Source organism: Chachezhania sediminis (genome assembly GCF_009765275.1).
Taxonomy (GTDB): Bacteria; Pseudomonadota; Alphaproteobacteria; order Rhodobacterales; family Rhodobacteraceae; genus Chachezhania; species Chachezhania sediminis.
On record NZ_VOPH01000011.1, the window covers coordinates 1 to 19,301 of the forward strand.

Genomic DNA, 19,301 nt, shown 5'->3' on the forward strand with positions numbered 1-19,301 from the left:
GGCCTTGAACTCGCCGAAATACTTCGTGATCGCGGCCGTCAGAGTCGTCTTCCCGTGGTCAACGTGACCGATCGTGCCGATGTTCACGTGCGGCTTCGTACGTGCGAACTTTTCCTTTGCCATGATGGCCTCCTTGTCTCTCTGGGTGGCGGGGTGAACCCCGCCCTACGTGGTATGGGTAGGGCGGGGTTCACCCCGCCGTCCCGGATCAGGCGTATTTTGCCTGGATTTCTTCGCTGATGTTCTGCGGGACCGGATCGTAGTGGTCGAACAGCATCGTGAACTGCGCGCGGCCCGACGACATCGAACGCAGCGTGTTGATGTAGCCGAACATGTTGGCCAGCGGAACGAAGGCGTTGATCGCGATGGCGTTGCCGCGGTTGTCCTGACCGGACACCTGGCCACGACGCGAGGTCAGGTCGCCGATGATCGAACCGGTGTACTCTTCCGGCGTCACGACCTCGACCTTCATGATCGGTTCCAGCAGCTTTGCGCCGGCCTTTTTCAGGCCTTCACGCATGCACATGCGGGATGCGATTTCGAAGGCCAGGACCGACGAGTCGACGTCGTGGAACTTGCCGTCGATCAGCGCGACCTTGAAGTCGATCACCGGGAAGCCTGCCAGCGGACCGGAGTCCATAACCGACTGGATGCCCTTTTCGACGCCGGGGATGTATTCCTTCGGCACCGCGCCGCCGACGATGCGGCTTTCGAAGGAATAACCTTCGCCCGCTTCGGTCGGGGTGATGATCATCTTCACTTCCGCGAACTGACCCGAACCACCCGACTGCTTCTTGTGGGTGTAGGTGTGCTCGGTCTCTTTCGAGATCGTTTCGCGATAGGCCACCTGCGGCGCACCGATGTTCGCCTCGACCTTGAATTCGCGCTTCAGGCGGTCGACCAGGATGTCGAGGTGGAGTTCGCCCATCCCCTTCATGATGGTCTGGCCCGATTCCAGGTCGGTTTCGACGCGGAAGGACGGGTCCTCGGCCGCCAGGCGCTGCAGGCCCTGGCTCATCTTTTCCTGGTCGCCCTTGGTCTTCGGCTCGATGGCGATCTCGATCACCGGATCCGGGAAGGTCATGGTTTCCAGAACCACCTGCTTCTGTGCGTCGCACAGCGTGTCGCCGGTGGTGGTTTCCTTCAGACCCGCCAGCGCGATGATGTCGCCGGCAAAGGCTTCCTCGATCTCCTCGCGGTTGATCGCGTGCATCATCATCATCCGGCCAATGCGCTCGCGCTTGCCCTTGGTCGAGTTGACGATCGAGTCGCCCTTCTTCAGCACGCCGGAATAGATCCGGGTGAAGGTCAGCGAACCGACGAACGGGTCGTTCATGATCTTGAATGCCAGCGCGGCGAAGGGCTGCGCGTCATCGGCCGAACGCTCGATATTGCGCTCTTCCGTTTCGTCATCCGGCGAGAAGCCCATGTAGGCGGGCACATCCAGCGGGCTGGGCAGGAAGTCGATCACGGCGTTCAGCAGCGGCTGGACACCCTTGTTCTTGAACGCGGAACCGGCCGAAACAGGCACGAAGGACAGCGACAGGCAGCCCTTCCGGATCAGGCTGCGCAGGGTTGCCTCGTCCGGCTCTTCGCCTTCCAGGTAGGCTTCCATCGCGTCGTCGTCCATTTCGACGGCGTTCTCGATCAGGGTCGAGCGCCATTCGTCGGCGACATCCTTCAGGTCGTCACGGATCGGCTGGCGGACCCAGGAGGCGCCCAGGTCTTCACCCTTCCAAACCCATTCTTCCATCTTGATGAGGTCGATAATGCCTTCCAGCTTGTCCTCGGCGCCGATCGGCAGGGCGATCGGAACGGGGGTCGCGCCGGTGCGGTCCTTGATCATCTTCACGCAGTTGAAGAAGTCGGCGCCGATCTTGTCCATCTTGTTGACGAACACGATGCGCGGGACCTTGTAGCGGTCGGCCTGACGCCAGACGGTTTCGGTCTGGGGCTCGACACCTGCGTTGCCGTCAAGCAGGCAGATGGCGCCGTCCAGAACCGCCAGCGAACGTTCGACTTCGATGGTGAAGTCCACGTGGCCGGGGGTGTCGATGATGTTGAAGCGGTACTTGGTGTCCGAGGTGCCTTCGGCGGTCGGATCTTCCTGGCGCTGCCAGAAGGTCGTGGTCGCAGCCGAGGTGATCGTGATCCCGCGTTCCTGCTCCTGCTCCATCCAGTCCATGGTCGCAGCACCGTCGTGCACTTCCCCGATCTTGTGGGACTTGCCGGTGTAATACAGGATGCGCTCGGTCGTGGTGGTCTTACCGGCGTCGATATGCGCCATGATGCCGAAATTGCGGTAGCGCTGGAGCGGATAGTCGCGTGCCATAGGGGTTGGTCCTTGTAGGGCCGAAGCAGGTTACGATTAGGCGGTCTCGTGATCGAGAACGGGGCGGCGTGCAATGCGGTCTTCGCGCACAGCGAACGTGAACACGCAAGCACCCGCCCGGTCCGGCCCGCGCCCGAAGATCTTTCGATCCAACAAGACGACGCCGCCGGCCACATGGGCCGGGGCGAAGGTCATCTCGTTTGTGGCGCGGGGAGCGGACATCGAGTTACCAGCGGTAGTGCGAGAAGGCCTTGTTGGCCTCGGCCATCTTGTGCGTGTCTTCACGTTTCTTGACGGCTGTACCGCGCGACTGGACCGCATCCAGAAGCTCGCCTGCAAGGCGCTCTTCCATGGTGTTTTCGTTGCGGTTGCGCGACGCGGTGATCAGCCACCGGATCGCCAGGGCTTCGCGACGTTCGGGACGAACCTCGACCGGCACCTGGTAGGTTGCACCACCGACCCGGCGCGAACGCACTTCGACCGACGGCTTGATGTTGTCGAGCGCCTCGTGGAAAACTTCCACCGGCGCACGCTTGATCTTGCCTTCAACGCGGTCGAGCGCGCTGTAGACGATGGTTTCTGCGACCGACTTCTTGCCGTCGATCATCAGGTTGTTCATGAATTTCGTCAGAACACGATCGCCATACTTGGCGTCGGGCAGAACTTCGCGCTTCTCGGCAGCGTGACGGCGGGACATGGGCTGATCCTCTTATTTCGGGCGCTTGGCGCCATATTTCGAACGGCGCTGTTTCCGGTTCTTCACGCCCTGCGTATCGAGCACGCCGCGGAGGATGTGGTAGCGCACACCGGGAAGGTCTTTCACACGACCGCCGCGGATCAGGACCACGGAGTGTTCCTGCAGGTTGTGGCTTTCACCCGGGATGTAGGAGATGACTTCGTAACCGTTGGTCAGACGCACCTTGGCGACTTTCCGCATGGCCGAGTTCGGTTTCTTAGGCGTCGTGGTGTAGACGCGCGTGCACACACCGCGTTTCTGCGGGCACTGCTCAAGGTGCTGAGACTTCGAGCGTTTGATTTTAGGCTGCCGCGGCTTGCGGATCAGCTGTTGGATCGTTGGCATTCCGGCGTTCTTCCCCGTTTCGCAACACACATGTCTGGCACGCATGTGCGTGCGGTTTCAGTTCGTACGGCGGCTCGCATTTCGGCAAAGCGCCAAAGACCGCGGTCGTCCTCCGAGTACGGGAACGATGCGGTCCTATTTCAGAGGATCGGGCCCGCAAGCGAACCGGATCGTGACCACTTCCATAACTGGAGTCGGCGGAGGGGATTACCCCTAGCGCCGAGATGAGCCCGGCGTATAGGGGGAGTCGGACGGGCTGTCAACAGCCCCCGGCCCCTTACGGACGTACAGCTGGGCGATTGCCCAGATAGGCAGCCCGACTGCCGGTTGCAACAGCGAAATCGTCGCCCTGTCACGCGTCCTGTTCGCGCACCCTCTGACGGGCGAACATGAACAGCCCAGAGGCCACGACCACCCCTGCCCCCATCAGGGTCACAGGCGTCGGCCATTCGCCGAACAGCAGCCACCCCAGGACCAGGGCGATCAGCAGGCTGGAATAGCGGAACGGCGCGACAAAGGAGATCTCGCCCACGCGCATGGCCATGACGCTGAAGAGGTAGCCGCCCGTCACGAAGATCGAGGACGCCGCGATCAGGATCCCCGTCCTTGGATCCACGGGTGCCCAGTCGATCCCGACAGACGTGATCGCCGAAAAGATCAGCACCGCGGCAGAGGCCGCGAAGGTCACCGTCAGGGAAGGCACCGATGGCGACAGCTTGCGGACCGACAGATCCCGGATGGCCACCACGAAGACCGTCACCAGGACGTAGAGCGCGCCCGTGTCGAAGCCTTCGGGCCCTGGGCGGATGATGATCAGGACGCCGACAAAGCCCGCCAGGATGGCCATGGCGCGGCGCCAGCCCACCTTCTCGCCATAGAACAGGACCGCCCCCAGCGTCACCGCCAGCGGCAGGACCTGCAGCACCGCCGCGACATTGGCGAACTTCATCCGGAACAGGGCCGCGAAGAAGAAGATCGCCGCCAGGAACTCGCAGGTGCTCCGTATGCCGATGATGATCCAGTCCCGGCGGGACTGGTCGAATCGTAGCCCTCCCAGCGCACGCGCCAGGAAGAAGATGCCGATGGTGGTCAGGACCGCCCGCAGGACCATGATCTGTATGACGGGCAAGCTGCCGCCCGTGGCCTTGATACAGATGTCGCTGATGCCGAAGGACGCCATGGCGGCGACCATGATCAGCGCGCCGCGCGCGTTGGGTGACATCTTCGGTCCTTCCGGTGGGATCCCCAGCCGGAACCGGAGGGGTTGCGCCCTGCCCTAGCATCGGGTCCGGCGTCCGGCAATCGCTGCAGGCGCAGCAAGGACCGGAACAGGCCGGGGCCCCAACTGGGGCCGTCGCAAAAGAAAAACCCGCGCCTTGACGCGGGTTTCCCTTGTTCCGTTCAGGTCGGACGGACCGGTCAGTCCTGGCTTTCCGGCGTATCCACCACCAGGCTGTCCGCGTCGTCCGCCATGCCCATGTCGTCCATGGCCGGTGCGGCCAGGGCCGCGGCAGCTGCCGCTTCCTCGCGCCGCGCCTCGATCACGATATTGTCGCGATCCTGGGCGATGCGGCGCACCCGCTGGGTAGCCCCGCCCGTCCCTGCCGGGATCAGACGGCCGACGATGACGTTCTCCTTCAGGCCGACCAGCTTGTCGCGCTTGCCCTGGACCGAAGCCTCGGTCAGGACGCGCGTCGTCTCCTGGAAGGAGGCGGCAGAGATGAACGACCGGGTCTGAAGCGACGCCTTGGTGATGCCCAGAAGGATCGGTTCGCCCTGTGCCGGACGGCCGCCTTTCGACAGCGCCTTCTCGTTCGCCTGGTCGAACTCCTGCTTGTCGACATGTTCGCCCTTCAGAAGCGTCGTGTCGCCGGACTCCGAGATCTCCCACTTCTGCAGCATCTGGCGAACGATCACCTCGATGTGCTTGTCGTTGATCTTCACGCCCTGCAGTCGATAGACGTCCTGAACCTCGTCGATCATGTAGTCGGCCAGCGCCTCGACGCCCATGATGGCAAGAATGTCATGGGGGGCAGGGTTGCCGTCCATGATGTAATCGCCCTTCTGGACAAAGTCGCCTTCCTGCACCGGGATGTGCTTGCCCTTCGGCACCATGTATTCAGCCGGCTCCATGTTCTCGTCGGCCGGTTCGATGGTGATACGACGCTTGTTCTTGTAGTCGCGTCCGAAGCGGACATAGCCGTCGATCTCGGCGATGATCGCGTGGTCCTTGGGACGCCGCGCCTCGAAGAGTTCCGCCACCCGCGGCAGACCGCCGGTGATGTCCTTCGTCTTGGCACCTTCGCGCGGGATACGCGCGACGACGTCACCGGCCGCAACGGTCTGACCGTCCTCGACCGACAGCACCGCGTCCACCGACATCGGATAGGTCACCGGGTTACCGGCAGAGTTCCGGACCGGTTCGCCATCCTCGCCCACCAGGATGATCTCGGGCTTCAGTTCGCTGCCCTTGGGGGCGGCGCGCCAGTCGATCACGATCTTCTGGGTCATGCCGGTGGCTTCGTCGGTCTCTTCCCGGACGGCAAGGCCCGAGACGAGGTCGACATATTTCGCCGTACCAGCCTTTTCCGCAATGATCGGCAGGGTGTAGGGGTCCCACTCGAACAGCTTGCGGCCCCGTTCCACCGTCTCGCCTTCCTTGACGAACAGCTTGGTGCCGTAGCCCAGCTTGTGGCTGGCCCGTTCCTCGCCCGCGTCGTCGAGGATCAGAAGCTTCATGTTCCGACCCATGACCATCATCTCGCCCGCCGCGTTCTGCAGAAGGTTCGCGTTCTCGAAGTTCACGGTACCGGACTGGGCCGCTTCCAGGAAGGACTGCTGACCACCCTGGGCAACGCCGCCGATGTGGAAGGTCCGCATCGTCAGCTGGGTGCCCGGTTCGCCGATGGACTGCGCCGCGATGATGCCGACGGCCTCGCCGACGTTCACCATGGTGCCGCGCGCCAGGTCACGGCCATAGCAGGTGGCGCAGACGCCTTCTTCGGCCTCGCAGGTCAGCGGCGAGCGGATACGCGCGGACTGCACACCGGCTTCCTCGATGGAATCCGCCATGCGTTCGTCGATCAGCTGCCCCGCCGACACCAAGAGGTCGGTCGTCCCCGGCTTGAAGATGTCGTCGGCCGCCACCCGGCCCAGCATCCGCTCGCCGATGGAGGCCACGACCTCGCCATCGTTGACCGCTGCTTCGCAGGTGATCGCGTTGTTGGTGCCGCAATCCCGCGACCGCACGATGCAGTCCTGCGCCACGTCCACCAGACGACGGGTCAGGTAACCCGAGTTCGCGGTCTTCAGTGCCGTGTCCGACAGACCCTTCCGTGCGCCGTGGGTCGAGTTGAAGTATTCAAGAACGGTCAGACCTTCCTTGAAGTTCGAGATGATCGGCGTCTCGATGATGTCGCCGTTCGGCTTCGCCATCAGGCCGCGCATCCCGCCCAGCTGCTTCATCTGCGTGACCGAGCCACGCGCACCGGAGTGCGCCATCATGTAAACAGAGTTCGGTTCCATTTCGGCCCCGTTCTCGTCCCGCTTGTTGGCCGAGATGGTCAACATCATGGCCTCGGTGACCTTGTCGTTGCACTTCGACCAGGCGTCCACGACCTTGTTGTACTTTTCGCCCTGGGTGATCAGGCCGTCCATGTACTGCTGTTCAAAGTCCTTCACCTGCTCGCGCGTCTCGTCGACGATGGTCCACTTCGACGGCGGGATGACCATGTCGTCCTTGCCGAAGGAGATCCCGGCCTTGAAGGCCTGACGGAAGCCCATGGTCATGATCTGGTCGCAGAAGATGACCGATTCCTTCTGACCGCAGTAACGGTAGACGGTGTCGATGACCTGCTGGACTTCGCGCTTCCGCAAAAGCCGGTTGACCAGTTCGAACGGCGCCTTGGCGTTCAAGGGCAGCAGAGCGCCCAGCCGGACACGGCCCGGCGTGGTCTCGTAGCGCTTGAAGACCTCGTTGCCTTCCTCGTCGATCTGCATGACCCGCGCGGTGATCTTGGAGTGCAGGTGCACTTCACCGGCGTCCAGCGCGATCTCGACTTCCTCGGGGGAGCCGAAGATCTTGCCTTCACCCTTCATGCCTTCGCGTTCCAGGGTCACGTAGTACAGACCCAGGATCATGTCCTGCGACGGAACGATGATCGGCGCGCCGTTGGCGGGCGACAGAACGTTGTTCGTCGACATCATCAGGACGCGCGCTTCCAGCTGCGCTTCCAGCGACAGCGGAACGTGAACGGCCATCTGGTCGCCGTCGAAGTCGGCGTTGAAGGCCGAGCAGACCAGCGGGTGCAGCTGGATCGCCTTGCCTTCGATCAGGATCGGTTCGAAGGCCTGAATGCCCAGACGGTGCAGCGTCGGCGCGCGGTTCAGCAGAACCGGGTGCTCACGGATCACCTCGTCCAGGATGTCCCAGACCTCGGGGCGCTCCTTTTCAACCAGCTTCTTGGCCTGCTTCACGGTCGACGACAGGCCCTTGGCCTCCAGTCGCGAGTAGATGAACGGCTTGAAGAGCTCGAGCGCCATCTTCTTCGGCAGGCCGCACTGGTGCAGCTTCAGTTCCGGCCCGGTCACGATGACCGAACGGCCCGAGAAGTCGACCCGCTTGCCCAGAAGGTTCTGGCGGAAGCGGCCCTGCTTGCCCTTCAGCATGTCCGACAGCGATTTCAGCGGACGCTTGTTGGCCCCCGTGATCACGCGGCCGCGACGGCCGTTGTCGAACAGCGCGTCCACCGATTCCTGCAGCATCCGCTTTTCGTTGCGGACGATGATGTCGGGCGCACGCAGTTCGATCAGCCGCTTCAGGCGGTTGTTCCGGTTGATCACGCGGCGGTACAGGTCGTTCAGGTCCGACGTCGCGAAGCGGCCGCCATCCAGCGGCACCAGCGGACGCAGTTCCGGCGGAATGACCGGAATGACGGTCATGACCATCCATTCCGGGCGGTTGCCAGACTCCAGGAAGGATTCCACGACCTTCAGTCGCTTGATGATCTTCTTCGGCTTCAGTTCACCGGTGGCTTCCGCCAGTTCCGCACGCAGCGTCTCGGCCTCGGACTCGAGGTCGATCTTGGCCAGCATCTCGCGGATGGCTTCGGCACCGATATTCGCCGTGAAGGCGTCCATGCCGTACTGGTCCTGGGCGTCCATGTACTCTTCTTCGGTCAGCATCTGACCTTCGTTGAGCTCGGTCAGACCCGGGTCGATGACGACATAGTTTTCAAAGTACAGCACGCGTTCCAGATCGCGCAGCGTCATGTCCAGCATGAGGCCGATCCGGCTGGGAAGCGACTTCAGGAACCAGATATGCGCGACGGGCGCAGCCAGTTCGATGTGGCCCATGCGTTCGCGGCGAACCTTCTGCAGCGTGACTTCAACGCCGCATTTCTCGCAGACGACGCCGCGATACTTCATCCGCTTGTACTTGCCGCACAGGCATTCGTAGTCCTTGATCGGCCCGAAGATGCGGGCACAGAACAGGCCGTCGCGCTCGGGCTTGAAGGTCCGGTAGTTGATCGTTTCCGGCTTCTTGATCTCGCCGTAGGACCACGAGAGGATCCGCTCGGGCGATGCCAGCGAAACCTTGATCTCGTCGAAGACCTTCGGCGGGGCGACCGGGTTGAACGGGTTGTTGGTCAATTCCTGGTTCATGAGGTGTCCTCGAATATCGTTCGGATGGAGGGGGGCGGCGGGGGAAACCCCGCCCTACCCGGGACATTTGCGTTGGGCGGGGTTCACCCCGCCGCGCGCGATGCCGTGTCGGTTACCCTTCCTCCTCCAAATCCAGGAGTTCCATGTTGAGGCCCAGACCCCGGACCTCCTTGACGAGAACGTTGAACGATTCCGGCACGCCGGCTTCGAAGTTGTCCTCGCCCTTCACGATGCTTTCGTAGACCTTGGTCCGGCCCGCGACGTCGTCCGACTTCACCGTCAGCATTTCCTGCAGGGTGTAGGCGGCGCCGTATGCTTCCAGGGCCCAAACCTCCATCTCGCCGAAGCGCTGACCACCGAACTGCGCCTTGCCGCCCAGCGGTTGCTGGGTGACGAGCGAGTACGGCCCCGTCGAACGGGCGTGGATCTTGTCATCGACCAGGTGGTGCAGCTTCAGCAGGTACTTGACCCCCACCGTCACTTTCCGCGCGAACTGTTCCCCGGTGCGGCCGTCGAACAGGATCGACTGGCCCGAGCTGTCGAAGCCGGCGCGCAACAGCGCGTCGTTCACGTCGGGTTCCTTCGCGCCGTCGAAGACCGGCGTCGCGATCGGAACGCCACGGACCACGTTGGCCGCCGCATCCAGAAGCTTCTCCTCGTCCATGTTGGCGATGCCCTCGTCATAGACATCGTCGCCATAGGCATGGGACATGGCTTCGCGCACCGGGGTCAGATCACCCGAACGCCGGTATTCGCCCAACGCATCGTCGATCTTCAGACCCAGACCGCGCGCGGCCCAGCCCATGTGGGTTTCAAGGATCTGACCGACGTTCATCCGCGACGGCACACCCAGCGGGTTGAGGCAGAAGTCGACCGGCGTACCGTCCTGCAGGAACGGCATGTCCTCTTCCGGGACGACCCGGCTGATGACACCCTTGTTCCCGTGCCGACCGGCCATCTTGTCGCCCGGCTGAAGCTTGCGCTTCACCGCGACGAAGACCTTGACCATCTTCATCACGCCCGGCGGCAGGTCGTCGCCACGACGGACCTTTTCGACCTTGTCCTCGAAGCGGGCGTCCAGGGCGCGCTTCTGCGCCTCGTACTGCTCGTGCAGGGCTTCGACGATCTGCGCGTCGCCCTCTTCCTTCAGGCCCAGCTGCCACCACTGACCGCGGGTCATGGTTTCCAGCAGCTCTTCCGTGATGATGGACCCCGGCTTCACGCCGCGCGGCCCTTTCGCCACTTCCTTGCCCAGAAGCTGCTGCTTCAGGCGGGCAAAGATGTTGCGGTCGAAGATCGCCTGTTCGTCGTCCCGGTCACGGGCCAGACGTTCGATCTCTTCCCGTTCGATCTGAAGGGCACGTTCGTCCTTGTCGACACCGTGGCGGTTGAAGACGCGAACCTCGACAACCGTACCGTAATCGCCCGGCTTGACCCGCAGCGAGGTATCGCGCACGTCCGATGCCTTTTCCCCGAAGATGGCGCGCAGAAGCTTTTCTTCCGGCGTCATCGGGCTTTCGCCCTTCGGAGTGATCTTGCCCACCAGGATGTCGCCCGGTTCGACGTCGGCACCGATGTACACGATCCCGGCTTCGTCGAGGTTGCGCAGGGCTTCCTCGCCGACGTTCGGGATATCGCGGGTGATCTCTTCCGGCCCAAGCTTCGTGTCACGCGCGGCGACTTCGAATTCCTCGATGTGGATCGAGGTGAAGACGTCGTCCTTCGCGATCCGTTCCGAGATCAGGATGGAGTCTTCGTAGTTGTAGCCGTTCCAGGGCATGAAGGCGACGATGACGTTCTTGCCGAGCGCCAGTTCCCCCATGTCCGTGGACGGGCCGTCCGCGATGACTTCACCCTTGCCGACGGTCTGCCCCACCTTCACCAGCGGACGCTGGTTGATACAGGTGTTCTGGTTCGACCGCTGGAACTTGCGCATCCGGTAGATGTCGACGCCGGCATCGCCAAGCGTCAGGTCTTCCGTCGCCCGGATCACGATCCGCTGCGCGTCGACCTGGTCGATAACGCCCCCGCGCTTGGCCATGATGGCCGCGCCCGAGTCGCGTGCGACGACTTCCTCGATGCCGGTGCCGACCAGCGGCGCTTCGGCCCGGATCAGCGGCACGGCCTGACGTTGCATGTTCGAGCCCATCAGGGCCCGGTTTGCGTCGTCGTTTTCCAGGAACGGGATCAGCGAGGCCGCGACCGACACCAGCTGTTTCGGCGACACGTCGATCAGGTCGACCTGGTCGACCGGAGCGAGGGTGTAGTCGCCCGACTGGCGGGTGTTGACCAGCTCGTTCACGAACTTGCCGTTTTCGTCCAGCGTCGCGTTGGCCTGCGCCACGGTGTGGCGCATTTCCTCGGTCGCGGACATATAGTGGACCTCGTCCGTGACATGTCCGTCCTTCACCACGCGATAGGGCGTTTCGATGAAACCGTACTTGTTCACGCGGGCGAAGGTGGCCAGGCTGTTGATCAGACCGATGTTCGGGCCTTCCGGCGTTTCGATCGGGCACATCCGGCCATAGTGGGTCGGGTGAACGTCGCGCACCTCGAAGCCCGCACGTTCACGCGTCAGGCCGCCCGGCCCAAGCGCCGACAGGCGCCGCTTGTGCGTCACTTCCGACAGCGGGTTGGTCTGGTCCATGAACTGCGACAGCTGCGACGAACCGAAGAATTCACGCACGGCAGCCGCGGCCGGTTTCGCGTTGATCAGGTCCTGCGGCATGACGGTGTCGATTTCGACCGACGACATGCGTTCCTTGATCGCACGTTCCATCCGCAGAAGGCCGACACGGTACTGGTTTTCCATCAGCTCGCCGACAGACCGCACACGCCGGTTGCCCAGGTGGTCGATGTCGTCGATGTCGCCCCGACCGTCGCGCAGGTCCACCAGCGCCTTGATACAGGCCACGATATCTTCGCGGCGCAGCGTGCGCTGGGTGTCTTCAGCGTCGAGCGCCAGGCGCATGTTCATCTTCACGCGGCCGACGGCCGACAGGTCATAGCGTTCGCTGTCGAAGAACAGCGTATCGAACAGGGCCGAGGCAGCCTCGATCGTGGGCGGCTCGCCCGGGCGCATCACGCGATAGATGTCCATAAGCGCGGTCTCGCGGCTCATGTTCTTGTCCATCGCCATGGTGTTGCGCATGTAGGCGCCGACATTGATATTGTCGATGTCCAGGACCGGGATATCGGTGAAACCCGCATCCAGCAGGTCCTTGACGGTCCCGCCGATGAACGTGCCGTCCTTGTCGTATTCCAGCGTCAACTCGTCGCCGGCCTCGACATAGATCGCGCCGGTTTCCTCGTTGATCATGTCCTTCGCGACGTATTTGCCCGCGATATGATCGAAGGGAACCTGCAGGTTCTTGATCGAGCCTTCTTCGATCATCTTCTTGACGGCGCGCGGCGTGACCTTCTTGCCGGCTTCGGCAAAGATCTCGCCCGTTGCGGCGTCGACCAGGTCATAGGTCGGACGAGTGCCGCGGATCCGATCCGGGAAGAACGGGGAAATCCAGCCCACGCCCTTTTTCAGCGAATAGGTGACCGTGTTGTAGTAGGCATCCATGATGCCTTCCTGATCCAGACCCAGCGAGTAAAGCAGGGTCGTCACCGGCAGCTTGCGGCGGCGGTCGATGCGCGCGAACACGATGTCCTTGGCGTCGAATTCGAAATCCAGCCACGACCCGCGATAGGGGATGATCCGGCAGGCGAACAGCAGCTTGCCCGACGAATGGGTCTTGCCCTTGTCGTGGTCGAAGAACACGCCGGGCGACCGGTGCATCTGGGACACGATCACGCGTTCGGTGCCGTTCACGATGAACGTCCCGTTGGGCGTCATCAGGGGCATGTCGCCCATGAAGACGTCCTGTTCCTTGATGTCCTTGACCGACCGAGCGCCGGTGTCTTCGTCCACATCGAACACGATCAGGCGCAGCGTGACCTTCAGCGGAGCCGAGAAGGTCATGTCGCGGGCCTGGCATTCCTCGACGTCGAATTTCGGCTGTTCAAGCTCGTACTTGACGAACTCCAGGACCGAAGTCTCATTGAAATCCTTGATCGGGAAGACCGATTGGAAAACGCCCATGATGCCTTCGCCGTCGGTGGGCTGAGGAGCATCGCCGGAGTTCAGGAACAGGTCGTACGAGGACTTCTGGACTTCGATGAGGTTCGGCATGTCCAGCACTTCGCGGATTTTGCCGTAATATCTGCGGAGCCGCTTTTGGCCGAGATAGCTTTGCGCCATGTGAGATGTCACCTTTGCAAGTTCTCATCGGACAAGGAGCCGCCGGGCACCGGCTGCCTGTCCCATCGAGACGACGAAGATCCGCATCCATTCCATGCTGCCATCCCGACCGGCAGCGTCCCGATGCGAAAACCACGTCCAAGAAAGGCCCGAAACCCGCCGGGCCTTTCTAAGACAGGTTCGGCTGAACCCGGATTTTCCGGGTCCAGCCCAATTCAAGCGCGCCGCTATGCGGCCGCGACAAGGTGGGAACGCCCCACCCCGGTGGCCTTAGGCCAGCTCGACTTCGGCGCCAGCTGCTTCCAGCTTGGCTTTGATGTCTTCGGCTTCCGACTTGGCGACCGCTTCCTTGATCTTGCCGCCGGCTTCGACCAGTTCCTTGGCTTCTTTGAGGCCCAGGCCGGTGATGCCGCGCACTTCTTTGATCACGTTGATCTTCGAAGCGCCTGCGTTCTTCAGGACGACGTCGAATTCGGTCTTTTCTTCCTCGGCTGCGGCGCCAGCGCCGTCAGCAGGACCGGCCATCATGACAGCGCCGCCGGCTGCGGGCTCGATGCCGTACTCGTCCTTGAGGATGGTTTTCAGTTCTTGTGCTTCCAGAAGCGTCAGGTTGACGATTTCTTCTGCGAGTTTCTTCAGATCAGCCATTTTCAGCTCTTTCCGTATAAAAAAGGTGTGTTCCAACGACGCGTGATTACGACACTCGCCGGTCTACGATGCTCAGGCCGCCGCCTTGTCCTCGATGGTGGACAGGATGGAGGCAATGTTCGAAGCAGGTGCGCCAATGGCCCCGGCGATGTTCGATGCGGGCGCGCCGATGCAGCCGACGATGGAAGCGATAAGCTCCTCGCGCGACGGCATTTTCGACACGGCCGCGACACCGGCACGGTCCAGAGCATTCTCACCCATGGCACCGCCAAGGATCACGAACTTGTCGTGGGTCTTGGCGAAGTCTTCGGCGACCTTGGCAGCCGCGACAGGGTCTTCCGAGTAGGTGAGAACGGTCATGCCCGTCAGAAGATCGGCCATGCTTGCGCAGGGCTGTCCTTCCAGGGCAATCTTGGCGAGCCTGTTCTTTGCAACACGCACGGCGCCGCCCGATTCACGGGCTTTGATCCGAAGCGTCTGCATCTGAGCAACTGTAAGACCGGTGTAGTGGGCAACCACGACAACGCCAGAGCTTTCGAAGATCTGGCCGAGTTCCTCGACCACTTTCTCTTTCTGGGCTCTATCCACAGTTTCACTCCAGTAAGGGAGGTTTGACCCTCCGGCTCGGTTCTGCCGGGACGAAAAGCCCCGGCTATCGGGTCCTTTACGGGTCCTGCGCAACGCCCCGGATCGCTGAAACGGTCCGAAGAAACTTTGTTCATTTCCCGTCTCAGGCAGGATTTATGAGAGGAGGCCCCTCACCCACCGTCTTGGACGAAATACGGACCCCCCCGAATCGTGAGGGTGCCCGAGTGAGCTTAGCTAGACCCTTGCGGGCCGGATGTGAAGGGGGTACGAAAAACTTTCACGCCGCACACGGCCGCCCGAAGTATCCGGCAGCCCAGTTGCAGGGGGAAATCATCCCCGCCAAGGCCGGGGCATGTCAAGTCAATAGGGACTTCACTGCTCCGCAAAGCGCTGTCGACACCCTCGATTGTCTTCGTGACAGCCCTATTGCGCCGGCGCCTTCCAGCAAATCCCGTCCTTGGCGGCGAAACGCACCACGACACAGCCCGGCATACCGACCGGCCCGAAATGACCGGCCCCCTGCTTCAGGCCAAGTCTCATTTCGACTGCGACCGCGGCCTGACGGTTGATCCACGGGGTGCCCCATGTCCGGGCAGACAGGCAATTGGCCTTGTGGGGCGTCGGCCCTATTGTCACCCGACAGCCATGACCGAAGGGACGCAGGGATGAATCGCAAGCCCGCCGGCGCGCCGACCACCAGGCGTCGCAAGGGATCCGTCGGGACAGTCGCCGATCTGCGGGCAAGACTGGGACGGGCCCGTGCCCGGGGCATGCCCAGGGCGCTTGAAGATCGCGGGCGCAGGATCCTGGATGACTGGCTGGCCGCCGAGGATCGGCGCGGCCGGCCGGTCGCCCAGGTCGTGCAGGATCTTACGGCCGGAGAGGCCGCGCGGCTGCTGGCCGCCACAACGGAAGCGCAGATCCGGGCCGGGAACCCGCCCGAACTGGCCCATGCGGTCTGCAGCGCGGGCTGTGCGTTCTGCTGCATCATGCTGGAAGGCGACGGCGGACTGATAACCGAAGCCGAGGCCCTGGCGGTTCATGCCGCACTGGCGCCGCTGGCCGGACAGCCGGACGGGCGCACCTGGACACCGCTTGCCTGCGCCGCGCTGGACCCCGCCAGCCGGATGTGCCGCGCCTACGACGCGCGGCCGACCGTATGCCGGTCCTTCCTGTCGTCGGATGTCGATGCCTGCCGCATCAATGCCGTCGGCGGCGATGCGGACGGGTCCGGCCTTCTGGGCAATCACCTGGACTACCTGGCGATCCTGGCACTGTCCCGGGACCTGCTGAAGGACGTCGCCAAGGTCCGGACCTATGCGCTGGACCGGCTGGCCATCGCGGCGGTCGAGGGGCTTGCGGCAGGCGCCGCATTGGCGGCCGCACGACATTCAACCGCGGAACTGGCAGAAACCTGCGAGGATATCGGGGGATCGGCCGTCTGATCCTTGACCGCCGGGGCGGCGGGGTGAACCCCGCCCTGCGCATGCAAAAAGGGCGGGGAAAACCCCGCCCTTCGCAATTCTGGATCCGGTCCGGTGTTATTCGGCGGTTGCAGAGTCGACGTCGACCGACACGCCCGGGCCCATGGTCGAGCTGAGCGAGACCTTCTTCATGTAGGCACCCTTGGCCCCCGACGGCTTGGCGCGAGCAACGGCACCGACGAAGGCGCGGATGTTTTCGACCAGCTTGGCTTCGTCGAACGAGACCTTGCCGACACCTGCGTGGATCACGCCGGCCTTTTCGACCTTGAACTGGACTTCACCGCCCTTGGCGTTCTTGACCGCTTCGGCCACGTCCATGGTCACGGTGCCGACCTTCGGGTTCGGCATCAGGTTCCGCGGGCCCAGGATCTTGCCCAGACGGCCCACAACCGGCATCATGTCCGGCGTCGCGATGCAACGGTCGAACTCGATCTTGCCGGACTGGATGGTTTCCATCAGGTCCTCGGCGCCGACGATGTCCGCACCTGCGGCCGTGGCTTCATCCGCTTTGGCGCCACGGGCGAAGACGGCGACGCGCACGGTCTTGCCGGTGCCGTTCGGCAGGCCGACCACGCCGCGGACCATCTGGTCGGCGTGACGCGGATCGACGCCCAGGTTCAGCGCGACCTCGACGGTCTCGTCGAACTTGGCCGAGGCATTGGCCTTGATCAGGGCAACGGCTTCCTCGATCGTCAGATCTTCCTTGCCGGCGAAGGCTTCGCGCGCAGCGCGGGTACGTTTTCCGAGCTTTGCCATGTTACTTCACCTCGATGCCCATGGACCGGGCGGAGCCCAGGATGATCTGCATTGCAGCTTCGACGTCGTTCGCCGAGAGGTCCTTCATCTTGGCTTCCGCGATCTCGCGCACCTGGGCGACGGTCACGGAACCGGCGGTCGCGCGACCCGGGGTCTTGGACCCGGACTGCAGCTTGGCCGCCTTCTTCAGGAAATAGGACGCCGGCGGCGTCTTGATTTCCATCGTGAAAGACTTGTCCTGGTAATAGGAAATCACGGTCGGGCACGGAGCGCCCGGCTCCATGTCTGCGGTCTTGGCGTTGAACGCCTTGCAGAATTCCATGATGTTGATGCCGCGCTGACCCAGCGCCGGGCCGACGGGCGGCGACGGGTTCGCCTGGCCGGCCTTCACTTGCAGCTTCAGGCTGCCAATCAGTTTCTTGGCCATTGGCCATCTCCTGTGTTCATCGCGTATTAGGACAGGAAGATCCCTGCCCTGCGCCTGTTCCCGCCGGCGCGCCGTTGGGAACGGATTCGCGTGGTCTGGTCCGGCGGTCGCGACCACCTCGCCTCCCACGTATGAACGGGACACTTCCCGAAAGAAGCGTCCGCGGGCCGCCTATTAGACGTCCGGCGCCGGAATGACAACGTGATTCTTCAGGACATTCCGGCAGATCGCCCGCCAGCCGGCAAAGTGCCCCCCCCCGGCACAAAAGGCCTTGGATCCACGCCGTCCCCGTCTTCCGCGCAATTGCACCGCTGCAAGGCACGCGGCCTGCCCCGCTGCCGAAGACCTTTAAACAGCAAAGGCGCGCAACCTCGTCGGTGCGCGCCTGAAAAGTTTCGTCGATGGGCCGCGTTCAGCCCTGCTTGGTCACCTGGGTGAATTCCAGTTCGACCGGGGTTTCGCGACCGAAGATCGACACCGTCACCTTCAGGCGCTGGTTGTCGTCGTCGACAGCCTCGACCATGCCGTCGAAATCCTCGAACGGGCCGTCGTTGACCTTCACGCGCTCGCCCACCTCGAAGTGGATCAGGGTGCGCGGGGTTTCCTCGCCTTCCTGGACGCGGTTCAGGATCTGGTTCACCTCGGCATCGCGCATCGGCATCGGGCGGCCTTGCGGGCCCAGAAAGCCGGTGACGCGGTTGATCGAGTTGATCAGGTGATAGCCGCTGTCCGACATTTCCATGTGCACCAGCACATAGCCGGGCATGAAGCGCCGTTCGGTCGTCACCTTCTTGCCGCGCCGGACCTCGATCACTTCCTCGGTCGGCACCAGCACTTCGTCGATCTGGTCTTCCAGACCCTTCTCGGCAACCGACGTGCGGATCTGCTCGGCGATCTTCTTCTCGAAATTCGAGAGCACGCTCACCGAATACCACCGTTTCGCCATGATGCTCCGTCTCCGCCTGTCGTTCTGCTGCCCGACCTCGCGGGCGTGTTCCCTGCCCCGGTGTCGAAGTGTCTTGCCAGTCTGTCCGGCAATATCTTCATGCGGGCGCCGCGAATCATCGGGCGCCCATTCCGCAAGGCAGGCCGCCTGTTACCGCCGCTGCCATTCTTTCGCAAGGGCAAGGCGCGGCCTTTTTTGCCCGCGCCCGCATTCCGGGTCCCGTTCGGCCGGGGCTCAACCGAAGATACTGAGGATCCCCTGAAGTCCGCTGCGGATACCCAGATCGACCAGCGCGAAGAAGGTCGCCATCAGCGCCGCCATGATGAAGACCATGATCGTGGTCACCATGACCTCGCGCCGGGTCGGCCAAACGACCTTCGCGATCTCGGAGCGCACCTGCTGGATGAACTGGATCGGGTTGACGGCCATGAGGGGCAATCCTTTTGCGTAGGCGGACGGTCGAGTGCGGCATCTAACCAAGCCGCGCCCGGGTTTCAAGCGAAACCCTTGCCGATGCGCCGTTCGGCCGTCTTCCGCACGCTTGCAGGTCGTCTGGAAAACCGGGTCGCTCGCGCTTCGGCAGCGTAGTCTGGCAGGCCACACGCCCGGTCAGCCCGGTGCGCCGGCCGAACGTTATGCTGAAGCTTCCAACTTTTGCAGGCACAAACGCGAACGCCTCCCCGAGGGGATGGCCACGTGGCAGAGAAAGCCCGGAGGGAAAGTTCTGGTCCACTCCGACCAGGGCAGCCAGTTCACCCGCATGAACCGGGCAGCATTCCTTCGCGCCCACGATCTGGAGCACTCGACGAGCCGTCGCGGGAACTGCCAAGACTGAAAATGTGGTATCGCGGCTTGATGGCCTGCCCCCTGCCACGGTTGACTTTGTGTCATTGCGTTGACGTGTCGGCCATCAGGCTGCCCCGGCAGCGGGCTAGATGTGACTTCATAGGAGCCTGACGGGTGGCGGAGCTTCACAGTCCTGTCCTCTTCGACCGGGCCCCGGCTGGTCTGGCCCCCATTTCAGCGGACACTCAGGCGGTTGCGGTTTGAGCTGCGATGAACGCGCGCGGTGGCGCCCGTACACTTCGAGCGACAGCAGTAACTGAGACAAGAAGGCGACTAAGAA

General features: G+C 63.1%; 14 protein-coding genes and 1 pseudogene. 2 read left to right on the top strand and 13 right to left on the bottom strand.

Going from position 1 to position 19,301, the window contains the following annotated elements; genetic code table 11:
* The 9 genes from FQK05_RS21725 to rplJ form a co-directional block, all read right to left on the bottom strand.
* On the bottom strand, positions 1 to 123 hold a 123-nt coding region (locus tag FQK05_RS21725), incomplete at its 3' end, for a GTP-binding protein (RefSeq protein WP_233270435.1).
* A gap of 85 nt (positions 124 to 208) precedes the next feature.
* Positions 209 to 2,332 (bottom strand): elongation factor G, encoded by a 2,124-nt coding sequence (gene fusA / locus FQK05_RS21730; protein ID WP_158970890.1) that lies wholly within the window; start codon positions 2,330 to 2,332, stop codon positions 209 to 211.
* 226 nt (positions 2,333 to 2,558) lie between these two features.
* A complete protein-coding gene (gene rpsG / locus FQK05_RS21735; protein WP_158970892.1) occupies positions 2,559 to 3,029 on the bottom strand; it encodes a 30S ribosomal protein S7 in 471 nt (156 codons plus the stop codon).
* Positions 3,030 to 3,041: 12 nt separating this feature from the next.
* Complete coding sequence (rpsL, locus tag FQK05_RS21740; RefSeq protein WP_158970894.1) at positions 3,042 to 3,413, bottom strand: 30S ribosomal protein S12; 372 nt, start codon at positions 3,411 to 3,413, stop codon at positions 3,042 to 3,044.
* Between the two features lie 352 nt (positions 3,414 to 3,765).
* Positions 3,766 to 4,635 (bottom strand): DMT family transporter, encoded by an 870-nt coding sequence (locus FQK05_RS21745; RefSeq protein ID WP_158970896.1) that lies wholly within the window; start codon positions 4,633 to 4,635, stop codon positions 3,766 to 3,768.
* Positions 4,636 to 4,832: 197 nt separating this feature from the next.
* On the bottom strand, positions 4,833 to 9,077 hold the full coding sequence (gene rpoC, locus FQK05_RS21750; protein ID WP_158970898.1) for a DNA-directed RNA polymerase subunit beta': 4,245 nt from the start codon (positions 9,075 to 9,077) through the stop codon (positions 4,833 to 4,835).
* A gap of 112 nt (positions 9,078 to 9,189) precedes the next feature.
* Positions 9,190 to 13,326: a DNA-directed RNA polymerase subunit beta gene (rpoB, locus tag FQK05_RS21755; RefSeq protein ID WP_158970900.1), complete on the bottom strand. Its 4,137-nt coding sequence runs from the start codon at positions 13,324 to 13,326 to the stop codon at positions 9,190 to 9,192.
* A gap of 270 nt (positions 13,327 to 13,596) precedes the next feature.
* Positions 13,597 to 13,974: a 50S ribosomal protein L7/L12 gene (gene rplL / locus FQK05_RS21760; protein ID WP_158970902.1), complete on the bottom strand. Its 378-nt coding sequence runs from the start codon at positions 13,972 to 13,974 to the stop codon at positions 13,597 to 13,599.
* 72 nt (positions 13,975 to 14,046) lie between these two features.
* The gene (rplJ, locus tag FQK05_RS21765; RefSeq protein ID WP_158970904.1) at positions 14,047 to 14,562 is read right to left on the bottom strand and encodes a 50S ribosomal protein L10; all 516 of its coding nucleotides are present in this window, start codon (positions 14,560 to 14,562) and stop codon (positions 14,047 to 14,049) included.
* A 665-nt stretch (positions 14,563 to 15,227) separates the two neighbouring features.
* Between rplJ and FQK05_RS21770 the strand changes: the two genes are divergently transcribed.
* A complete protein-coding gene (locus FQK05_RS21770; RefSeq protein ID WP_158970906.1) occupies positions 15,228 to 16,007 on the top strand; it encodes a YkgJ family cysteine cluster protein in 780 nt (259 codons plus the stop codon).
* Positions 16,008 to 16,103: 96 nt separating this feature from the next.
* Here the strand turns inward: FQK05_RS21770 and rplA are convergent, their stop codons facing one another.
* The 4 genes from rplA to secE all read right to left on the bottom strand — a co-directional run bounded on the left by rplA (position 16,104) and on the right by secE (position 18,604).
* Positions 16,104 to 16,802 (bottom strand): 50S ribosomal protein L1, encoded by a 699-nt coding sequence (gene rplA, locus FQK05_RS21775; protein WP_158970908.1) that lies wholly within the window; start codon positions 16,800 to 16,802, stop codon positions 16,104 to 16,106.
* 1 nt (position 16,803) lies between these two features.
* A complete protein-coding gene (gene rplK / locus FQK05_RS21780) occupies positions 16,804 to 17,229 on the bottom strand; it encodes a 50S ribosomal protein L11 (RefSeq protein ID WP_158970910.1) in 426 nt (141 codons plus the stop codon).
* 412 nt (positions 17,230 to 17,641) lie between these two features.
* Positions 17,642 to 18,175, bottom strand: coding sequence for a transcription termination/antitermination protein NusG (gene nusG / locus FQK05_RS21785; RefSeq protein ID WP_158970912.1), 534 nt, complete (start codon positions 18,173 to 18,175; stop codon positions 17,642 to 17,644).
* Between the two features lie 234 nt (positions 18,176 to 18,409).
* Positions 18,410 to 18,604 (bottom strand): preprotein translocase subunit SecE, encoded by a 195-nt coding sequence (gene secE, locus FQK05_RS21790; protein ID WP_158970914.1) that lies wholly within the window; start codon positions 18,602 to 18,604, stop codon positions 18,410 to 18,412.
* A gap of 259 nt (positions 18,605 to 18,863) precedes the next feature.
* On the opposite strand from secE, the pseudogene FQK05_RS21795 reads away from it, so the two are divergent.
* Positions 18,864 to 19,007 (top strand): annotated as a pseudogene (locus tag FQK05_RS21795) (DDE-type integrase/transposase/recombinase); the annotation flags it as partial.
* Between the last annotated feature and the right edge of the window lie 294 nt (positions 19,008 to 19,301).

What these genes read in the sequence shown, in the direction of transcription:
- fusA (WP_158970890.1), bottom strand. Translation starts at nt 2,332, where the DNA reads ATGGCACGCGACTATCCGCTCCAGCGCTACCGCAATTTCGGCATCATG.
- rpsG (WP_158970892.1), bottom strand. Translation starts at nt 3,029, where the DNA reads ATGTCCCGCCGTCACGCTGCCGAGAAGCGCGAAGTTCTGCCCGACGCC.
- rpsL (WP_158970894.1), bottom strand. Translation starts at nt 3,413, where the DNA reads ATGCCAACGATCCAACAGCTGATCCGCAAGCCGCGGCAGCCTAAAATC.
- FQK05_RS21745 (WP_158970896.1), bottom strand. Translation starts at nt 4,635, where the DNA reads ATGTCACCCAACGCGCGCGGCGCGCTGATCATGGTCGCCGCCATGGCG.
- rpoC (WP_158970898.1), bottom strand. Translation starts at nt 9,077, where the DNA reads ATGAACCAGGAATTGACCAACAACCCGTTCAACCCGGTCGCCCCGCCG.
- rpoB (WP_158970900.1), bottom strand. Translation starts at nt 13,326, where the DNA reads ATGGCGCAAAGCTATCTCGGCCAAAAGCGGCTCCGCAGATATTACGGC.
- rplL (WP_158970902.1), bottom strand. Translation starts at nt 13,974, where the DNA reads ATGGCTGATCTGAAGAAACTCGCAGAAGAAATCGTCAACCTGACGCTT.
- FQK05_RS21770 (WP_158970906.1), top strand. Translation starts at nt 15,228, where the DNA reads ATGAATCGCAAGCCCGCCGGCGCGCCGACCACCAGGCGTCGCAAGGGA.
- rplA (WP_158970908.1), bottom strand. Translation starts at nt 16,802, where the DNA reads ATGGCAAAGCTCGGAAAACGTACCCGCGCTGCGCGCGAAGCCTTCGCC.
- rplK (WP_158970910.1), bottom strand. Translation starts at nt 17,229, where the DNA reads ATGGCCAAGAAACTGATTGGCAGCCTGAAGCTGCAAGTGAAGGCCGGC.
- nusG (WP_158970912.1), bottom strand. Translation starts at nt 18,175, where the DNA reads ATGGCGAAACGGTGGTATTCGGTGAGCGTGCTCTCGAATTTCGAGAAG.
- secE (WP_158970914.1), bottom strand. Translation starts at nt 18,604, where the DNA reads ATGGCCGTCAACCCGATCCAGTTCATCCAGCAGGTGCGCTCCGAGATC.